This window comes from Streptomyces xylophagus (genome assembly GCF_000716435.1).
GTDB lineage: Bacteria > Actinomycetota > Actinomycetes > Streptomycetales > Streptomycetaceae > Streptomyces > Streptomyces xylophagus.
This window is the reverse complement of sequence record NZ_JNWO01000015.1, coordinates 271,162-288,905: the sequence shown is the minus strand read 5'-3', so window position 1 is coordinate 288,905 and position 17,744 is coordinate 271,162. Positions and strand designations below refer to the sequence as shown.

The 17,744-nt window shown below is 69.9% G+C and carries 11 protein-coding genes; 2 read left to right on the top strand and 9 right to left on the bottom strand.

Annotation, left to right across the window (positions count from 1 at the left end; genetic code table 11):
• The first annotated feature begins 72 nt into the window (after window positions 1-72).
• Together OO70_RS30775 and OO70_RS30770 are read left to right on the top strand one after the other, a co-directional pair.
• Window positions 73-1,110, top strand: coding sequence for an SPFH domain-containing protein (locus OO70_RS30775; protein WP_043678236.1), 1,038 nt, complete (start codon window positions 73-75; stop codon window positions 1,108-1,110).
• Window positions 1,107-2,006: an NAD(+)/NADH kinase gene (locus OO70_RS30770; RefSeq protein WP_043678234.1), complete on the top strand. Its 900-nt coding sequence runs from the start codon at window positions 1,107-1,109 to the stop codon at window positions 2,004-2,006. The genes OO70_RS30775 and OO70_RS30770 overlap by 4 nt, the downstream gene beginning before the upstream one ends.
• A gap of 5 nt (window positions 2,007-2,011) precedes the next feature.
• Here the strand turns inward: OO70_RS30770 and OO70_RS30765 are convergent, their stop codons facing one another.
• The 9 genes from OO70_RS30765 to OO70_RS30725 all read right to left on the bottom strand — a co-directional run bounded on the left by OO70_RS30765 (window position 2,012) and on the right by OO70_RS30725 (window position 17,719).
• A complete protein-coding gene (locus tag OO70_RS30765) occupies window positions 2,012-3,715 on the bottom strand; it encodes an HEXXH motif domain-containing protein (RefSeq protein WP_043678232.1) in 1,704 nt (567 codons plus the stop codon).
• Between the two features lie 63 nt (window positions 3,716-3,778).
• Window positions 3,779-4,006, bottom strand: a complete 228-nt coding sequence (locus OO70_RS30760) for a hypothetical protein (protein WP_043678603.1) — start codon at window positions 4,004-4,006, stop codon at window positions 3,779-3,781.
• Between the two features lie 101 nt (window positions 4,007-4,107).
• A complete protein-coding gene (locus OO70_RS30755) occupies window positions 4,108-5,214 on the bottom strand; it encodes a caspase family protein (RefSeq protein WP_043678230.1) in 1,107 nt (368 codons plus the stop codon).
• Complete coding sequence (locus OO70_RS30750; RefSeq protein ID WP_043678228.1) at window positions 5,211-6,383, bottom strand: hypothetical protein; 1,173 nt, start codon at window positions 6,381-6,383, stop codon at window positions 5,211-5,213. The genes OO70_RS30755 and OO70_RS30750 overlap by 4 nt, the downstream gene beginning before the upstream one ends.
• A gap of 106 nt (window positions 6,384-6,489) precedes the next feature.
• Window positions 6,490-10,845 (bottom strand): FxSxx-COOH system tetratricopeptide repeat protein, encoded by a 4,356-nt coding sequence (gene fxsT, locus OO70_RS30745; RefSeq protein WP_324604885.1) that lies wholly within the window; start codon window positions 10,843-10,845, stop codon window positions 6,490-6,492.
• 73 nt (window positions 10,846-10,918) lie between these two features.
• A complete protein-coding gene (locus tag OO70_RS30740) occupies window positions 10,919-12,001 on the bottom strand; it encodes a MoxR family ATPase (protein ID WP_043678217.1) in 1,083 nt (360 codons plus the stop codon).
• The gene (locus OO70_RS30735) at window positions 11,998-13,428 is read right to left on the bottom strand and encodes a VMAP-C domain-containing protein (RefSeq protein ID WP_234336980.1); all 1,431 of its coding nucleotides are present in this window, start codon (window positions 13,426-13,428) and stop codon (window positions 11,998-12,000) included. The genes OO70_RS30740 and OO70_RS30735 overlap by 4 nt, the downstream gene beginning before the upstream one ends.
• Before the next feature lie 284 nt (window positions 13,429-13,712).
• The gene (locus OO70_RS30730; protein WP_043678216.1) at window positions 13,713-16,259 is read right to left on the bottom strand and encodes a polynucleotide kinase-phosphatase; all 2,547 of its coding nucleotides are present in this window, start codon (window positions 16,257-16,259) and stop codon (window positions 13,713-13,715) included.
• The gene (locus OO70_RS30725) at window positions 16,256-17,719 is read right to left on the bottom strand and encodes a 3' terminal RNA ribose 2'-O-methyltransferase Hen1 (RefSeq protein ID WP_043678214.1); all 1,464 of its coding nucleotides are present in this window, start codon (window positions 17,717-17,719) and stop codon (window positions 16,256-16,258) included. Before OO70_RS30725 ends, OO70_RS30730 begins: the two co-directional genes overlap by 4 nt.
• Between the last annotated feature and the right edge of the window lie 25 nt (window positions 17,720-17,744).

The window sequence follows — 17,744 nt, the reverse complement described above, 5'->3', positions numbered from 1 at the left end:
CGCACGATTATCGTCTTACTGACGAGATCGAGAGGCGATCCGACGGGACCAGATGGGATCTGAGGGACTCTGATGGCCGACATCACCCGGCGCCTTGGCTGGCGCCACCTGCGCGGGGCTCCGACGGCACACATCCGCCACCACCGCTCGGGCAAGTTGCTGCACGACGGGCCCGGACTCAGCTTCTGGTTCCGCTCGTTGACCGCCGCGCTCTCCGAAGTACCGGTCGACGACCGGGAGTTGGCCATGACCTTCCATGCCCGTACGTCCGACTTCCAGGACGTGGCGGTCCAGGCGACCGTCACCTACCGGATCGACGACCCGGCCCTGGCGTCCGCCCGGCTCGACTTCTCGGTCGACCCGGACACGGGCGTATGGCGAGGCGCGCCTCTGGAGCAGTTGGGCACCCTGCTCACGGAGACGGCCCAGCAGCACGCGCTGGCCGTACTCGCTCGCACACCGCTGGCATCCGCGCTGGTCGACGGAGTGACGGCGGTAAGGGAGCAGATCGCGGCCGGGCTGCATGCCGAACCCCGCCTGCCGGCCACCGGCATCGAGGTGGTCGCCGTCCGCGTGATGGCACTGCGCCCCGAGCCCGAGGTGGAACGGGCACTGCGCACCCCGGCCCGCGAACAGATCCAGCAGGAGGCCGACAAGGCCACCTACGAACGCCGGGCGGTGGCGGTCGAGCGAGAGCGCGCGATCGCCGAGAACGAACTGGACAGCCAGATCGAACTCGCCCGCCGCGAGGAGCAGTTGGTCGACCAGCGCGGCACGAACACCCGCCGCGAGGCCGAGGAGCACGCGGCGGCGGACGGAGTACGGGCCGAGGCGGAGGCGACACGCACGGTACGGCTCGCGGACGCCGAGGCGGCGCGTTCCGTACGGCTCTCCCGTGCCGAGGCCGAAGGCGCGCGCGAGGTGGGTGACGCACGGGCGCACGCCCAGGCGGCGTGGCTGCGGGTGCACGCCGACGTCGACGTCGCGACCCTGCACGCGCTCACCGGGACCCGGCTCGCGGAGAACCTGCCGAACATCGACAGCGTGACGATCTCGCCGGATGTCCTGACCGGGCTGCTCGCCAGGCTCGGCACCGGAGAGCCGGCGTGAGTCTCGCCCCGCGGGTCGTCCTCGTCCATCGGACCACGGAGTACGAGGAGTTGGTGGCCCGGCACGGCACGCACGGCCAGGCCGCGTACTTCCTGCGGTCGCGGGGCCGGGACATCGAGGAGGTCGCCGAACGCCACCGCCGGACGCGCCGGGCACTGGCCGAGGTGTCGTCCTCGGTACCGCTGACCTGGCGTCAGACCCAGGTCGAGCGGGCCGACTTGGACCGGTTCCTGTTCGCGCCGGAGGACGTGGTGGCCGTGGTCGGGCAGGACGGCCTGGTCGCGAACGTCGCCAAGTACCTCTCCGGACAACCGGTGTTGGGCTTCGACACGGACCCCGGCCGCAACCCGGGCGTCCTGGTACGACACCGCCCGTCGGCCGCGGCCACGCTGCTGCCCTCGGCCCACGCGGCCCGTACCGGTGTCGACGAACTCACCATGGTCGAGGCCGTCGCCGACGACACCCAGCGGCTGGTCGCGCTCAACGAGATCTATCTGGGAGCCGTCGGACATCAGACGGCCCGATACCGCCTGGGCCTGGAGGGCGACGGGGGTGTCGTCGAGGCCCAGGCGTCCTCCGGGGTGCTCGTGGGAACGGGCACCGGGGCCACGGGCTGGCTCCGGTCGGTGTGGCAGGAGCGGGGCAGCGACCTCGCCCTGCCACACCCCTCGGAGGACAGACTGGTGTGGTTCGTACGGGAGGCCTGGCCTTCACCGGTCACCGGTACGTCGTTGGTGGCGGGCGAGCTGGGGGGTTCGGCGGGGCTTCAACTCACCGTGGAGTCCGAGCAGTTGATTGTGTTCGGGGACGGGATGGAGGGGGATGCGGTGGAGTTGACGTGGGGGCAGGGGGTGCGGGTGGGGGTTTGTGGGGAGAGGTTGCGGTTGGTCGGGTGAACTACTCACCCGCTGGGCAGCGGCTGTAGGAGCTCCGGGCGGGCCAGCATGCGGCGGGTGGTCCGACCCGGGTCCAGGGCCGCTCTGGCGACGATCCATCCGGCGAGGGCGTGCGGCTCGTCGGGATCGGCGGACAGCTCGTCGGCGTACCGGGTGAGCGCGGCGGCCGGGTCACCGGCGGCCAGGTATTCGTCGGCGGTGCGAGGGGCGTCGGGCGGCACGGCGAAGGCGTACGTGCGGGTGTCGGGCCAGGACACCCGGTCGGTACGGAAAACAGGGGTGTCCGGGGCGGTGGGTGACACCGGGACGGGGAGCACGTTGCGCAGCCGCCACTCGGTGCGGTGCAGGGCCGCGGCCATGCGGGCCCGGACTAGCGTGGCCACCGGGACGGGCTCGCGCAGCCAGCCGTCCAGCGTGCGCGCAAGACCTCCCACGAACGCGCGCCCCTGAACTGTCAGTCGGCCGCTCACCAGCAGGGTCCGCACGGCAAGACGGCTCTGCGTCCGACGCAGCGCGAAGTGATACCCGGCCACCTCCACCGTCTCGGGCCGCCGCGCCTCGGCCATCCGGTCCCGCCAGAAGCCCGCGACACCGGTGAACGCGTACGCGCCGTGCAGGAGACCGGTGAGATGCCGGGGATCTGCGCGCCACGGGGCGTAGTACCGCTCCTCGCGGTCGTCGTCCAGCAGCCGGAAATGGTGGAGCAGGGCGCCCAGTTTGCTGTGCTGGAACTCGTGGATAAAGGTTTCCGCAAGAGCGAGGGGGTCGGCGGGGCGAGCGATGACCATGCCGCCGTAGGAATCGCCGCTGGACGCGGAGAGCCGCACGGTGGGTGGGGCGGCGGGCAGGACACTTGTGCGGCCCCACGGCACGACAGCACGGATCTCGGTGGGATCGAGCCGCCCGGGGCCGTACATGCCCCGGGCGATGACGATTCCCACCGCTTCGTCGACCAGCCGCTGCCATTCCGCCGCCTCCTCGGCGTCGAGCCTGGCCGGAGCGATGGGGTCGTCGAGGTCGCGGTACGGGTCGAGGTCGTCCAGTGGGGCAGCGGCTGTTCCCGACGGCCCGGCGAGGGTGAGGGTGCGCAGGGGCACCCAGTGCGGAGCGGGGTCCGGTAAGTCCTCGGCAGCGGGGACGGGGGCGGGGTCACGGAGGACGAGAGCGGGCACCTCGGTCACCTCGGACACGAGGGTCAGTTCGCCGCCCGTCGCCCTCGCCCGGCCGACCGACAGACCTGGCGGCGCGCCCGGCAACCGCGCCATTCCCAGCCCCGGCAGGATCAGGGCACCGTCGGCGAGCGGAACCGTGAGGTCGGCCTCCGTGCCGGCGCGCAGCGCCGCCGAGACAGCAAAGGCGTTCAAGTGGCCCGTCTCCGCCCAGAGTTCCGGCCCCGGGGCGGTGCCGTGCAGGCGGCGCAGCACGTGGCCGAGCCAACTGCCGGTCTGCGGTGCGAGGAGTAATCGCTCGACCCGCCCGGGATCCTTGGCGGCCGCGTTCTTCAGGATGCGCCATGCCTCGGCCGGTGCGTCGAGCGGTGTGGGCACTGCGTCGAGGCGAGCGAGCAAGGTGCGCAGGAGCAGCAGCCTGCGGACACGTTCACCGCGCGCGAGAAAGGCGAGAGCCTCGGCCGAGCCCCCGCCGACGGCGAGTTCCTCGAAGAGGTGGCTCGGCATGCGAAGCGGGGGCCTGGGCTGCTCGCTGGTCATTCCGAGAACCTCCGGTGCGGCGTGTGAACACACGGCGGACAGAGCACGCGCGGTCTCTGCTCGTCACTCCGCTCTGCCTGGCTCACCCCCGCCTCGCGTGCTGTTCCTGGCACGCAGCACCTCGGTGAGGATGCGGGAGTCGGAGGGGAGCGGTGTGAGACCGTCCACGGCGGCCAACGGCACCGCTGTGAGGTCGGCCAGATCGGACTCCCAGTCGAGAACATCACCTGCCGCGACTGCCGGCTCGCGGGCGGCGGCTTGGGCGTCGTGCAGAGCAGGCGGCTGGTCCAAGGTGCATCCCCTTTTCACACAGTGGCACTCGATGCCCCGCATTACTGTCCATCATGACGAACACAGCCCCAGTCGGAAACCCGTACGATCACGCCACCTGATCAGCCCAGACGAAGCCGTCGGGTGCGAAATGCCGCGAATTCCCGCAGAGCGTCCGCGAGTTCGGACCTCCTCTCGGGATCGTCGTCGAGAGTCACCACGATGTCGAACAGCTCCCACAGGTCCTCGGGACGGCGGCGGCCGAGCGCGTTGAGGATGCCTGTGACGTCGGTGCGGGCCTTGTGGTGGCGGGGCAGAGTCGCGTAGACGCGTGAGCCCAGGGCGGTGACGACGGCCTGCCGTTCGACGGGGTCGGCAGTCCATGGGTAGGCCATGACCGCCTCCACCACGCGGCCGAGCGGAGAGAGCGCGCGCTCCTCCGCCGAGGGCAGCACCTCGGTCCGCCGCGGACTCTGCAGTCGGATCTCCGGATGCTGCAATGTCCGGCCCTCCTCGCGCAGGGCATCCACCCGAACCCGTACGGCGGAAAAGAGTTCCTCCGCATCGGGCAGTCCGGGCAGCACGTCGGCGCGGGCCGCGAGCAGGTCCAGCAGGAGCTCCGAAAAGAGGCCGGTGGCCCGCACGGGATCGTTGGCAGCGGCTCGGCCGCGCCCCGCGGCACGCAGCAGCGACTGCCGGTGCGCGAGGTTGCGATGCCCCACGGGCAGCGCGTCGGCGGGGAGCGGAACGCGGAAGGCCAGCGCCTCCTCGAACGTCTCGCAGGCATCCACCAGCCACAGTTGCTCGGCGAGTCCGGGCACGGCGTCACCTGCGTAGCGGGCCAGAGCGGAGTCGAGGTCGAGTGCCACCTTGTCGCCCGTGGTGGCGTCGGAGCACAGCAGTCGGAGGTGTTCGGCACGGTCGAGGACGCCATGACCGCCCCACCACACCCACAGGACGTCACCCTGGACGGACGGGAGTTCACGTACGAGCACGCGACGCAAAGTGGCATGGTCGGCGGACCCGTAAGGAGTGTCAGGAACGAACGGAGGCAAAGGGGCGAGGTGCAGCCGCAGTTGGGACTCCGGAACCCCGGCACCACGTAGCAGCCGATGGAACGCGAGAGCGTCCCTTGCGGGTCCGGGCAGGTCCCAAGCACTGCCCGCGTCGTACTTCTCAATGCCGACGATCAAGGCGTGGACCCGGCTCGCCACCCCGGCGCCGCTCATGGCAACCGGTCCACGATGTGCCGGTACACGGCGGGGTTGGTCCAGTAGGCGCTGTGCGCGGCGGGGAACGGCTGACGGCTGTCGACCGCGATGTCCGTGACGCGCCCGGCGAAGAGACCGGCGCCGAGGTAACTGAGCAGGTCCCGAAGGTCGTACAGATTCAGCCAGTGCGGGACGTGACGCGGCAGTGGGTCAGGATGCATGAGGGAGGGCAGGGCGCCCAACTCGTAGAGGAAGGGCCCTTGGGAGCCTGCGGTGACCAGCAGGCGGACCTGCGGAAGCGGGGTGGTGACCAGCGTGTCCAGGGCGATGATTCCGCCGAGGCTGTGGCCGACGAGGGTGACGGGTGGTTCGAGTCCTTCGATCAGTGCGCGCAGGTCGGCCCGGACCGCCTCACCGCGGCTGAGGTAGCGCAGGATGTCCCCGGCGGCGGGGTGGGCGGCCTCGGTCAGGGCCCGTCGGCGGCGCACGACGGCACGGGAGACGCCACGGCCCACCATCCGCAACAGCCGTGTCCCCACGCCGCGTTCCGCGCCCCGGGCCGGCGCGCCCAGTGCCTGGGCGACCCTGTCGACCGCGGTGTCCCGGACGTCACCGACCGGGATGAGCGGAGAGTCGGCGTCCAGCGTGTCGGCCATGAGACGCGCGACCAGAGCGCGGGCGGCGACGATCGCCAGTTCATCGGGGCTCAGGGCGGCGGCTGCCGGGCCCAGCAGCGGGTGGGAGGCGAGGTCCGACGCGGCGCGCGCCAGGCCGGGGCCGAGTTCGGCTGCGGGTCCGTCACCTTGGGCTGCCAGGTCGACCAGCAGCGCCTGTAACTTCTGCTCGGCCGGCACGGTCCCCGGCGGGCGTTCCACGTCCGACGCGGCCTCCGCGGCCGCCAGGGCGAGTTCGGCGTCGGGGTCCGCGTACAGCACGGCCCAGGCGGCTGTGTCGTCGTCCGCGTCCGATCCGGCGGGGGCATCACCGAGGCCGCGGCTCGCGCCCGTCTCCGGCGGCAGGCTCATCCCGCCGGCGGCCAGCGTGGCCCCGTGCGGGCCTCCCCAGTAGTAGGGCACGACCCGAAGTCCGTCGCGCAGCGCGCCCAGCCCGGCAGCGACCCGGCCGGCCAAGGCCGAGAAGCCGGGTTCACGCACCCCTGTCCCATGGATGAAGACAACTGTCGACATGTGGCCCCCGTGACACGGCTCCGAGTTCCCCTACGACTTCCTGTGCTGACCGGCACGGCATCCCGGCTGGGCGGCATCACGTGCCGCACGCAGCCGGGACACCGTGTCACAACGGCATCGGCGCGATGTCGCATTCGATCCGCCGGCGCTGACGGGCCGCCAGGAGCCAGGGGTGGTCCTCCCGGACGACTCGCTTGAAGCCCTCCACCGCGCGTCGCTCCATCTCGTCCGCCTCTGCCCCGCGGCTCAGCCCCCGCAGATCGAGTGCCAGGTTCGAAGTGCAGGAGAGAGTCAGCGGGTGATCCTCTCCAGCCACCTCGGCAAGCAGCGGGAGGGTGGCTTCGTCGATCTGGCGGGCTCGGTCGAAGTCCAGCCACTGGTATGCCGTGTTCGCCTGGCCGATCGCGACGGTCAGCGTCATCACGTGGTTGGGCCCGACCGTCTCGGCCAACCGCGTGGCCGCGTCGTCCTCGCAATCCTGGGCGGCCGAGAGTTCCCCCAGGGCGCGCAGGGTGGCCGCCTGATTCGCCTTCATGAGGAGGGTATGACCGTGGTTCTCACCGAAGCGATCCGCACAGCGCCCCACCGTCTCCTCGCCGAGTTGGAGCGAGCCCTGCAAGTCACCGGTGAGACGCCGGTCGACACTGACGTTGATCGCCATCGCGAGAGAGTCGGGGCGATTGTGACCGTAGGCTGCCACAAACCCGTTGAGCGTCTCGTCGGAGAGCTTCGCGGCGTCGGTGATCGCGCCGTCGCGACGACGGCAGACCGCCAGATTGCCCGCGATGCGCATGGTGAGGGGGTTGTCGTCGCCAAGCGCGGCGCGCGCCCGGCGATGTACGTCCTCCTGGTGGAGGCGAGCGGCGGGATAGTCACCGCTCTCGCGGATGTCACTCGCGAGTCCGTTGAGACTGTTGAGCGTCAGAGAACTGGCGGGGCCGAACACTTCCTCGCGCAGGCGCGCCGTCTCCTGGTCCATGGGCAGCGCCTCACGGACCTGACCGCACAGACGCAGGTCGACGCCCCAACTGTGTGCGGCCCGCAACGTGATCTCGTCAACGGGCCCCAACTGGGCGCGAGCCCGTTCCGTGGCTTCCTGGCCGAGATCACGGGCCTCCGCGAACCTGCCCTGGAAGCGCCGTGCGTCGGCCAGCTCGATCATGGAGTCGATGAGGTCCTCCTCATCGACCTCCACTCGACGAGACACCTCCAACGCCTTCTCGTTGAGCAGGATGGACTCACCGCTCTCGCCGACCACGCGCAGCAGGAACGCCAGGATCTTCGAGATACGGATGACACGAATGTCTTCCTCGCCGGACGCCTCGGACCAGGCTTCGTACGCCTGTCGGGCAAGGTCGGCGGCACCTTCGACGTCACCCCAGTAGTAGAGGAACAGCGCGGTGTCATAGACCAGTTCACGCACATACGTGTCCGTACTCGTCACAGCCTGGGAGCTGAGCACGTGCGGCAGCAGAGCCTGGTAGGCGGGCCACTCCTGGGACGAGGCAAAGTGGCCGGGTTTGGCCGCCGACAGTAGTTGATGGGCGGCGTTGCGCATACGCTCACGTTCCTCGGGTCCCTGCTTGGCAAGCAGTACGTTCTGCAACAGACGGTGCATCTGCAACGTATCGGACCGAAGGTCCAGTTTCACCAAAGAGAACTGGGTCAGGTCACGAATGGCCCGACTGAGCTTGATCGACTCACGCAGAATGGGGTCGACGTCGGGTGTGATGTCGATACCACGACTCTTGCGGAGCATGGAGAGCGGAACCGGTTCCGGAGCCATGCAGGCGCAGATGTCCAGGAGTTCGCGCGAGCCCGGGCTGTTCTCCCCGATCCGCTCCAGCGAGATGTCCCACGCCGCCGCGACGGTCAGGGGGTAGTCGGGAGCCGGGGCGAGATCGAGGATCTCCGGACTGCGCTGGTTCAGGAGATCGAGGTATTCGTCTACGAGCATCCCTGTGACAGCACGCCAGGCCCCGGCCTGTTCCACAGCGAGCGGAAGGTCTCCCAGGGCCGCCGCGAGCCGACCCGCGTCGGTCTGGGACAGGTCGGGGGAGCGCTTCTGGAGCAGCTCGATCGATTCCTCCCGCTCGAACACGTTGACCCGAAGCGGTGTCGCCACGCGTTCCCACTCTCGGTTGCGGGAGGTGACGATGATCTTCCCCGGACCGTTGGCGGGAAAGTAGCTCCGCACCCCCTCGACGTTCTCGGCGTTGTCGAAGATCAGCAGCCAGTTGTCGTACGGCGCTCCCGAACGCAGCGCCTCCAGGACGGCGGGTACGGCCGTGTTGGCGGCCGGTGCGCTACCGCCGTCCTGCACCGCGGGAACGACTCGCAGCCGCGCGGCCAGGTTGGCGAGCGTAGTAAGAATCAGACTTTCCCGTTCGGCAGGGATCCAGCAGATCACCTTGTAGTCCTGCTGATGGCGGTAGACATATTCGAGCGCGAGCTGGGACTTGCCCACGCCTCCCATCCCGTGCAGCGCGTGCGGCAGCACGGCTGCGGTGTCCTGGGCGCTCAGCTGTTCCTCCACCGCTTCGAGGAGCCTCATCCGGCCCACGAACGAAGTGTTCCGCAGAGGGACGTTCACCAGGAGAGCCGATGCTCCGGTCATCGACGTTCCGGTCACGGTGCTCGGCATGGGGGTTTCAGCCTCCGGTGTTTCGGGATGGGATGCGTCGGTAACCGGACTCGCCACGTGCCCTCCAGGTGGAAGATCGGGGACTCTGGACACGGGGTGATCAATGCCCGTTCCTCCGCCGGTTCCACCAGAAGCGGCAGGTTTCGCCGCGCCGGATGCAGCCAAACGCGCTTCGATGCGATTCACCCGTTCGGAGTAGCCCTTGCTTCGTAGAGCTCGCATTACCGCCAACTCGGCGAGTACCGAGCTGTGCTCCGCGGGATCGGGCAGCGCGGTGTCCTCCGGATCAAGCAGAGCGGCACGCAGCGCCACACCTCGCCGACCGGCTGCCGGAAGGCCGACCAGGGCGTTGACCGTGTTCCAGAGCTCGACTCGGGTCGTGGTCGCCAGAAGTGCCTCCCTCACGCCCTCGGCGAACTCCGGCTGCCCCTCACCCTCTCCGTTCCAGTCGATCAGGCCGCCCATCAGGATCTCGGCGAGGTGATCGGGACGGGCCTCCGGCTTGATCCGGCTGCGGATCTGGCCGATCAGTTCCCGCTCGAAGGGAGCCGCGGCCAACTGACAGGCGAGCTTGCGTGCCGACGGAGTGGCGACTTTGAGGAAACGGCGCACGGTGGCCGTCGCCGCGTGGGGAAACCGCGGCACGTTCAGGCCCAGTGCGGGCGCGCCCTTGGTGAGGGTTCCGGCCAGCACGACCTGGAGTCCACGCCGTACCCCTTGCTTCCCCGTGACGAGTTCGGCCCAAGAGGCGATCGATCCGGGGTTGAGCGACAGGACGGGCACTGGCACGGACCCGTCGCTTCCCTCCGGCAGGGGACGCATCGGATCAGGGCCGCCGGGCGGCGGCCAGTGTTCGAGGCCGGTGTTGGTCGCGCCGAAGCCACCGGCCCCGAGTTCCGCCTCGTACGGGTACAGCGAGGAGCGGCGTCGAAGGTGGCTGGGAAGCAGATGGACAACGGCCGTGGGGCCCGCCCGTCCCAGACGGCCCAGCAGGGCGTCGGCGGCGGGTCCCGCCCAGCCGTGGGCCAGACCGTCGGTGACGACCACGAAGACGCGACCGCCGCTTCCGTCGAGGAGTTCGGCGGGATCGGTGGCGACCTGTTCGGTGCCGCGCCGCACGGTGGGTAATCCCTCGCGCGGCACCGTGACCCTCGCGACGCGCACGGAACGAAACGCGCCACTCTGCTCGGCCGCCTCGACCACCTGGTCGGCGGTGTCCTGCCAGATCCACATGGTGGGCGCGTCGTCGATCAGCAGAACCAGATCGAAGGCCGAGGTGAGAGCCGGCCGCAGGTACGGCATCCACAACCCGTCGACGATGCCCCGCTCCGCGGTGGTCTCCTCGTCCAGTTCTCTGGTCACCCAGGACGGAACACGGCGGGTGAGCCTGTGCAGGGCGCGGGCGAGTCGGGCTGTCTCCCTGCCGGGACCCGGTGTTCCCCGCGCCGACTCCGTGTCCGGCAGCAGAGGCCGGTCGAGGTGTAATACCTCGGTGCCTTCGGGATCAGGTAACAGCCGGGGGCTCGACACCGTGCCGCCGACGCCCTGAACTCCGACCGACGCCGCAACCGGCCGGCGAGCGTACGAGGCACTGGATCGGCTCTCATCGTCGGAAGGTGCCTCAGGAGGCTGCTCCGTGGCGGTGGAGACCGGCGGGTCACTCTGCGGGTGGACCAAGGCCCCGTCGTCGGCCGGATCCGGTACCGTGCTGTCGTAGGCACGGTGACCGCAGCGATCCCAGTAGGCCGCCAGCCACACGCCGTCGACCAGTTCCTTCCAGTGCGGTAACGCGTCCGCCTCGGCTTCAGGGAATGACAAGACGGACGACGTCCCCGCAGTAGGGTCCTCGTCGCCTTGCTCGGATGAGCGCTCCCTGTCAACGCCGGTCAATTCAGCGGCCCTTCGCGAGATCGCGGAGCAGCAATTCCCTCAGCGTACTGCTGGGAGCGTCGGCCTGGATACCACCGAGAGTAGTCAGCTGTACTGCGTTCAGCAACTGATCGAGAGAGTGGGTACCTCCGCTCCCTACCCGGCGAAGATAGCCGTCCACCAGGTTCTCCGTGCCCTCCGGGCGCGCCCTCAAGTGGCTCTCCACCATGGCCAGAAGCTGCTCCCGGGTGGGCGGCCGCATCTCCAGTGGGAGGCAGCGCCTGCGGAACGCGGCCGGGAACTCCCGTTCCCCGTTGCTGGTGATCACCACGACCGGAAACTCCCGGCACTCGACCCGTCCGTCACGTATCACCGCGTGGCCGCCGGGGTCGCTGGTGTGTACGGGGGCCGACTCGGCTGCGTCGCGCACCAGTTCCGGGATCTCGTAGCTGCCGTCCTCCAGGACGTGCAACAAGTCGTTGGGAAGGTCGATGTCGCTCTTGTCCAGTTCGTCGACGAGCAGGACACGGGGGCGGGCGTAGGGCAGCAAGGCTGTGCCCAGCGGGCCGAGGGTGACGAACTCCCCCAACGTGGGGCTCTGTTGAGGGTCGAACGGGGAAACAGATGCGGTGTCGTCGGCGCCGTCGTCGAGCCCGGCAGCCGCCCCCCGCAGTCCGGCCCGCCAGGCCGCGATGGCCTGTGCCCGCCCCAGTGCGTCATAGGTGTGGAGCCCATCGCGCAGTGTGGTGCGACTGACGATGTTCCATTCCAGGACGCGTCCCAGGCCGAGTTCGCGTCCGATGAGGAAGGCGAGGGTGGACTTCCCTATGCCGGGTGGGCCGGTTATCAGCAGCGGTCGACGCAGCAGTAACGCCGCGTTGACGATGTCGGTCTCCCCTGCGCCGAGTTGCTTGGTCACATCGCCGGGTCCCAGGCGCCGCGTCGCGGCCTCTTCGTCGTCCGGCGGCGAAGGCTGGAGCGGGCCGCCGCGGAACTGCCGCCACGCCGGGGCCGCCGGCAGTTCGGGCGGCAGACCGTCCGGGGCATGTCCGGTGGCGTGGAAGACGTGCCAGTCACTGGGAACCGTCTGCTCCTGCGTGGTCATGCCGGTGCCTCCTCGCTGGCGAGATCGTCTTGGTCGAAGTCGTGAAAGTCGACGAGTCGATGGGGGTCGTCCCAGAAGAAAGCGATGTGACGCCCGAGCAGATGGGGACCGTCGGTGTTGTTGAGTTCGGCCCTGAGGCGAAGACGATGGATGGCCAAGGGGATCTGTGTCGGCGTCGGCACTGACGCGAACACAGCAGTCACCACTTCCCGCCGCTCCTCGATGAAAACGCCCCGACGGTCCCAGAGAGCCAGCCCGATACCCTCGGCGATGGCCGCTTTGAGCGCCGCCAGTGGCGAGGCGGATCCAGGAGCGTCCATGACGACTGCCGTATGTCTGCTTTCCCCGGCGAGCACGGTTTCCCACTCGTCCAGCCGGTCGGCGTCGGGCTCCCGCCAGCCGTGCACCACGACTCCTTGCTCGCTGAGAGCGCGCCAACGTGCGAGCCATTGGTGGCGAATCCGTACGTCGGTGGTACGCATCCGCTCCAGACTGCGTAGGTGCACTGCGTATTTCAGCGCGAGCGGTAACGGTCTCCCGTCGCCGGTCTGGAACTTCAATCCGGACACATCGTGGTTGAGGAGGTCGTACGGAAGGACGAACTCCACGTACGGCGGCGCCTGTTCCCGTCCATCGGGGGGTGACTCCTGCTGGGCCGTCCACAGCCAGGCGCCCCGGCGCAGCGTTCGTTCGACGGCCGGGCCGAGGTCGTCCAGCGTGGTCGTCTCGGGTTCTCCGGGCTGCGGGTTCCAGCGGCCGGGCGCGGTGTTGAGCCAAGGGCGGACCACGATCTCGTCCGAACCGTCCCTGGCGGGCTCCACGGCCACGACGAGGCAGCGGGGAATGCCGGGGTTGTACGCAGCGGCGGCGCGCCGGACGCGGCGGCGTTCCAGTGCCTCCGACAGGCCCGCCCGCTGTGCCCAGTTCCTGGCCCAGTCGGCCAGATCCGTCCGATGATCGGGAGTCGCGGCGAGCAGGGCCGCGTGTTCCAAAAGGAGCACCGCGGGAGGAAGGCCGTCGGGCTGAACATTCAACTCGACGACGTAGGTGAAGAGTTGTTCTGGCGAGAGCCCCATGGGGAGGTCGACGCCGTTCAGTTCCCCGACGAGTTCGTCCCGCAGGCGAAGTGCGGGAACTTCACCCTTGGCGGAGTCCAGAAGGGTGCGGGCGTCGCGCTCTTCCTCCCAGAGCAGCGGACCGGACGGCACCTCGTTTGCGGACGTCCCGACGACCGGGGCGAAGAGTCGCTCCAACTCACCTGCCGCCGTCGGTCCTTCATAAACTCGCACCACCAACTGGAGTACGCGTTCTCCGCCCGCCACGCTCAATGACGCACGTGCGAGAAGGATGGCGTCGTCGCGCAGTTTGACGCCCCGTAAGTCGACCGGCCGGTTCAAGTGCTCCCCGAGCACGACGCCGAACTGCACCCGCTGCTGTGGATCGTCCAGACAGCTGAGTTCGCACAACTTGTCGGTCAATTCGGCGAGCAGCTGAAGTCCGTCTACACGTTCGAGATCGCTCCCGGGTTCACCGAACCCCGCGCCTGTCTCCACCGACTGTCCCCCATGAGTCGGTATACCTGCTGGACCGACCTGCGAAGATAGCACGGCAACTCACGGTTAACCAGGGGCCTTTGAGGTTCCGGACCAGTGGGTCCGGTGGGATTCCGGGTGGGGAGACGCGATCACGCCTCCCCACCCGGAATGGACGCCTACAGCCGAGGATCCACCGGCTCCGACTCCAACGCCAGCACCCCGAACACAGCCTCATGCACACGCCACAGCGGCTCCCCCTCCGCCAACCGGTCGAGCGCCTCGAGACCGAGTGCGTACTCCCGGATCGCAAGGGACCGCTTGTGGTTCAGGAAACGGCCGCGCAGGCGGGCCAGGTTGTCGGGCCGTGTGTACTCCGGGCCGTAGATGATCCGCAGGTACTCACGGCCACGGCACTTGATGCCGGGCTGGACCAGTCGACCCGCTTCGCTGCGCACCACCGCGCCGACCGGCTTGACGACCATGCCCTCGCCGCCCCGGCCGGTCATCTCCAGCCACCAGTCGACGCCGGCCTGGATCGACTCCGGGTCGCCGGTGTCGACGTACAGGCGGCGGGTGGTCTGCAGCAGGGCGGTGCTGTCGTGTTCCACCAGCCGGTCCAGCAGGGCGAGTTGTTCGTCGTGCGGGAGTCCGGCGAGGCTGCGGCCCTGGACCGCGAGGATCTGGAACGGGGCCAGGCGGACGCCGTCGAGGCCGTCCGTGGTCCAGCAGTAGCGGCGGTACGCGTCGGTGAACGCCGAGGCGTCGGCGGCGCGTTCGCGCTGACGGGAGAGGAGGGCCGTCACGTCCACGCCCCGCCCGGCGGCACCTTCCAGCGCCGCCAGCGCACCCGGGAACACCGCCCCGGCCGCCGCGCCGACCGCCGCGTACTGACCGCGCAGCAGCCCGGACGCCTTCAGCGACCACGGCATCAACTCCGCGTCCAGCAGCAGCCAGTCGGTCTCCAACTCCGACCACAGGTCCGACTCGTCCAGTGCCGTCCGCAGGCGGTCCAGGATCTCCTCCGTGACCGTCGCGTCGTCGAAGAACGGGCGGCCCGTGCGCGTGTACAGCGATCCCGTCGGGCCGTCCACGCCGAACCGCTTCGCCGCCGCCTCCGCGTCCCGGCACACCAGGGCCACCGCCCGCGAGCCCATGTGCTTCTCCTCGCACACGACCCGTGCGACCCCGTCCTCGGCGTACTGCGCGAACGCCTCGGCCGGGTGCTCCAAGTAGCCGTCCACCCGCGAGGTCGCCGTCGGGGCCATCGTCGGCGGCAGGTACGGCAGCAGGCGCGGGTCCACCGCGAAGCGGCTCATGACCTCCAGGGCCGCCGCCGCGTTCTCCTCGCGGACCGACACCCGGCCGGCGTGCCGGGTCTCCACCACCCGGCGGCCGTGCACGTCCGCCAGGTCGAGCGGGCGGCCGTCGTGGCCGCCGGGTGCCTCCGTGCGCAGCGGGCGGGTCGGCTCGTACCAGACCTGCTCGGCCGGTACGTCGACCAGCTCCCGCTCCGGCCAGCGCAGGGCCGTCAGCTTGCCGCCGAAGACGGCACCCGTGTCCAGGCAGATCGTGTTGTTCAGCCAGGTGGCCTCGGGGACCGGGGTGTGGCCGTAGACGACGGCCGCGCGGCCCCGGTAGTCCTCGGCCCACGGGTAGCGCACCGGCAGGCCGAACTCGTCGGTCTCGCCGGTGGTGTCGCCGTAGAGCGCGTGCGAGCGGACCCGGCCCGAGGTGCGGCCGTGGTACTTCTCGGGCAGGCCGGCGTGGCAGACCACGAGCTTGCCGCCGTCGAGGACGTAGTGGCTGACGAGTCCGTCGATGAACTCCCTTACCCGGGAACGGAATTCGTCGGTCTCCTCCTCCATCTGCTCGATCGTCTCGGCGAGGCCGTGGGTGTGCTGGACCTTGCGGCCCTTGAGGTGACGGCCGTACTTGTTCTCGTGGTTGCCCGGGACGCACAGCGCGTTGCCCGAGCCGACCATGGACATCACGCGACGCAGCACGCCGGGCGAGTCCGGGCCGCGGTCGACGAGGTCGCCGACGAAGACTGCCGTACGGCCCGCCGGGTGGACGCCGTCGTCGTAGCCCAACTTGCCCAGCAGGGTCTCCAGTTCGGCGGCGCAGCCGTGGATGTCGCCGATGATGTCGAAGGGGCCGGTGAGGTGGGTCAGGTCGTTGAAGCGCTTCTCGGTGACGATCGTGGCGTTCTCGATGTCCTCGACGCCGCGCAGGATGTGCACCTTGCGGAAGCCCTCGCGCTCCAAGCCCCGCAGGGAGCGCCGGAGTTCGCGGGTGTGACGGGTGATGACGCGGCGCGGCATGTCGGCCCGGTCGCTGCGGGAGGCGTTGCGCTCGGCGCACACCTCCTCCGGTACATCGAGCACGATGGCGATGGGCAGGACGTCGTACTGCCGTGCCAGGTCGATCAGTTGGCGTCGGCTCTCCTGCTGCACGCTCGTCGCGTCGACGACCGTGCGGCGGCCGGCGGCGAGGCGCTTGCCCGCGATGTAGTGCAGGACGTCGAAGGCGTCCCGGCTGGCGCTCTGGTCGTTCTCGTCGTCCGCGACCAGGCCCCGGCAGAAGTCCGAGGAGATGATCTCGGTCGGCTTGAAGTGGCGGTGCGCGAAGGTGGACTTGCCCGAACCGGAGGCGCCGATCAGCACCACGAGGGAGAGGTCGGTCACGGGCAGGGTGCGAACCTTCGCGGGGGTCTCGTTCGTCATGCGGCCTTCTCCTCCTTCACGGTCATCTGGTGAAACACAGCCATCTGGGTGGGCGGTCCCACCTCCGGGTCGTCGGGGCCGACCGGCACGAACTCGACGTCGTAGCCGTGCCGTTGGGCCACCTTCCCCGCCCACTCCCCGAACTCCGCGCGCGTCCACTCGAAGCGGTGGTCGCCGTGCCGGACGTGTCCGGCCGGGAGGGTCTCCCAGCGGACGTTGTACTCGACGTTCGGGGTCGTGACCACGACCGTCCTCGGGCGGGCGGCGCCGAACACCGCGTACTCCAGCGCCGGCAGCCGGGGCAGGTCGAGGTGCTCGATGACCTCGCTGAGCACGGCGGCGTCGTACCCCTTGAGTCGGTTGTCGGTGTAGGCGAGCGAGCTCTGGAAGAGCTGGACGCGCGCGGCCTGGCGCTCCCCCATGCGGTCGAGCTTGAGGCGGCGGCCCGCGATGGTGAGCGCGCGCATCGACACGTCGACGCCGACGATCTCCGTGAACCGGGTGTCCTTGAGCAGCGCCTGCACCAACTGGCCCTGCCCGCACCCGAGATCGAGCACACGGGCGGCACCGGAGGACTTGAGCGCGTCGACGATCGCGTCCCGGCGCTGCACGGCGAGCGGCGTCGGCTTCTCCTCGGCCTCCGTCTCCGCCTCGACGGCGTTGTCGATCTCCTCGACCTCGCTGTCGTCCGCCTCCGCGAGCCGCACCAGTTCCAGTCGCTCCATGGCCTCCCGGGTCAGGGACCAACGGCGGGACAGATAGCGGCTGGTGATGAGCTTCTGCTCCGGGTGCGCGGGCAGCCAGCCCTCACCGGCGCGCAGCAGTTTGTCGACCTCGTCGGAGGCGACCCAGTAGTGCTTGGCGTCGTCGAGGACCGGAAGCAGGACGTACAGGTGACGCAGCGCCTCGGCGAGGGTCAGCGTCTCCGATTCGAGTACGAGGCTGACGTACCGCGAGTCGCCCCACTCGGGGAACTCGGCGTCCAGCGCGACCGGTTCGGCCGTGACCGTCCAGCCGAGCGGCGCGAAGAGCTTGCGTACGAGGTCGGTACCGCCCCTGGCGGGCAGCGCGGGCACCTCGACGCGCAGCGGCAGCGGCTGGCCTGCGCGCTCGGGGCGGGCGTTGCACACGCCGCGCATCGCGCTGGAGAAGACCGCGCTCAAGGCGACGGCGAGCAGTGAAGAGGCCGCGTACGGGCGGTCGTTGACGTACTGCGCGAGTGCCGCGTCGGGCGCGCCGCCGCGCCCCTTGCCCTTGCCCCGCCGGACCAGCGCCACCGCGTCGACCTCCAGCAACAGCGCCGCCGTGCAGCGCTCGGCATCCGCCTCGGGGTAGAGGACGTACGCCTTGCCGTAGGACGTGGAGAACGCCTGCGCCTTCTCGGGATGCTTGTGCAGCAGGAACCCGAGGTCGGTGGCGGGGCGTTCGGGGGTGCCGGTGGTGGTGATCGTCAGGAACACGGTGGGTAGGCCTCGAAACGTCTTC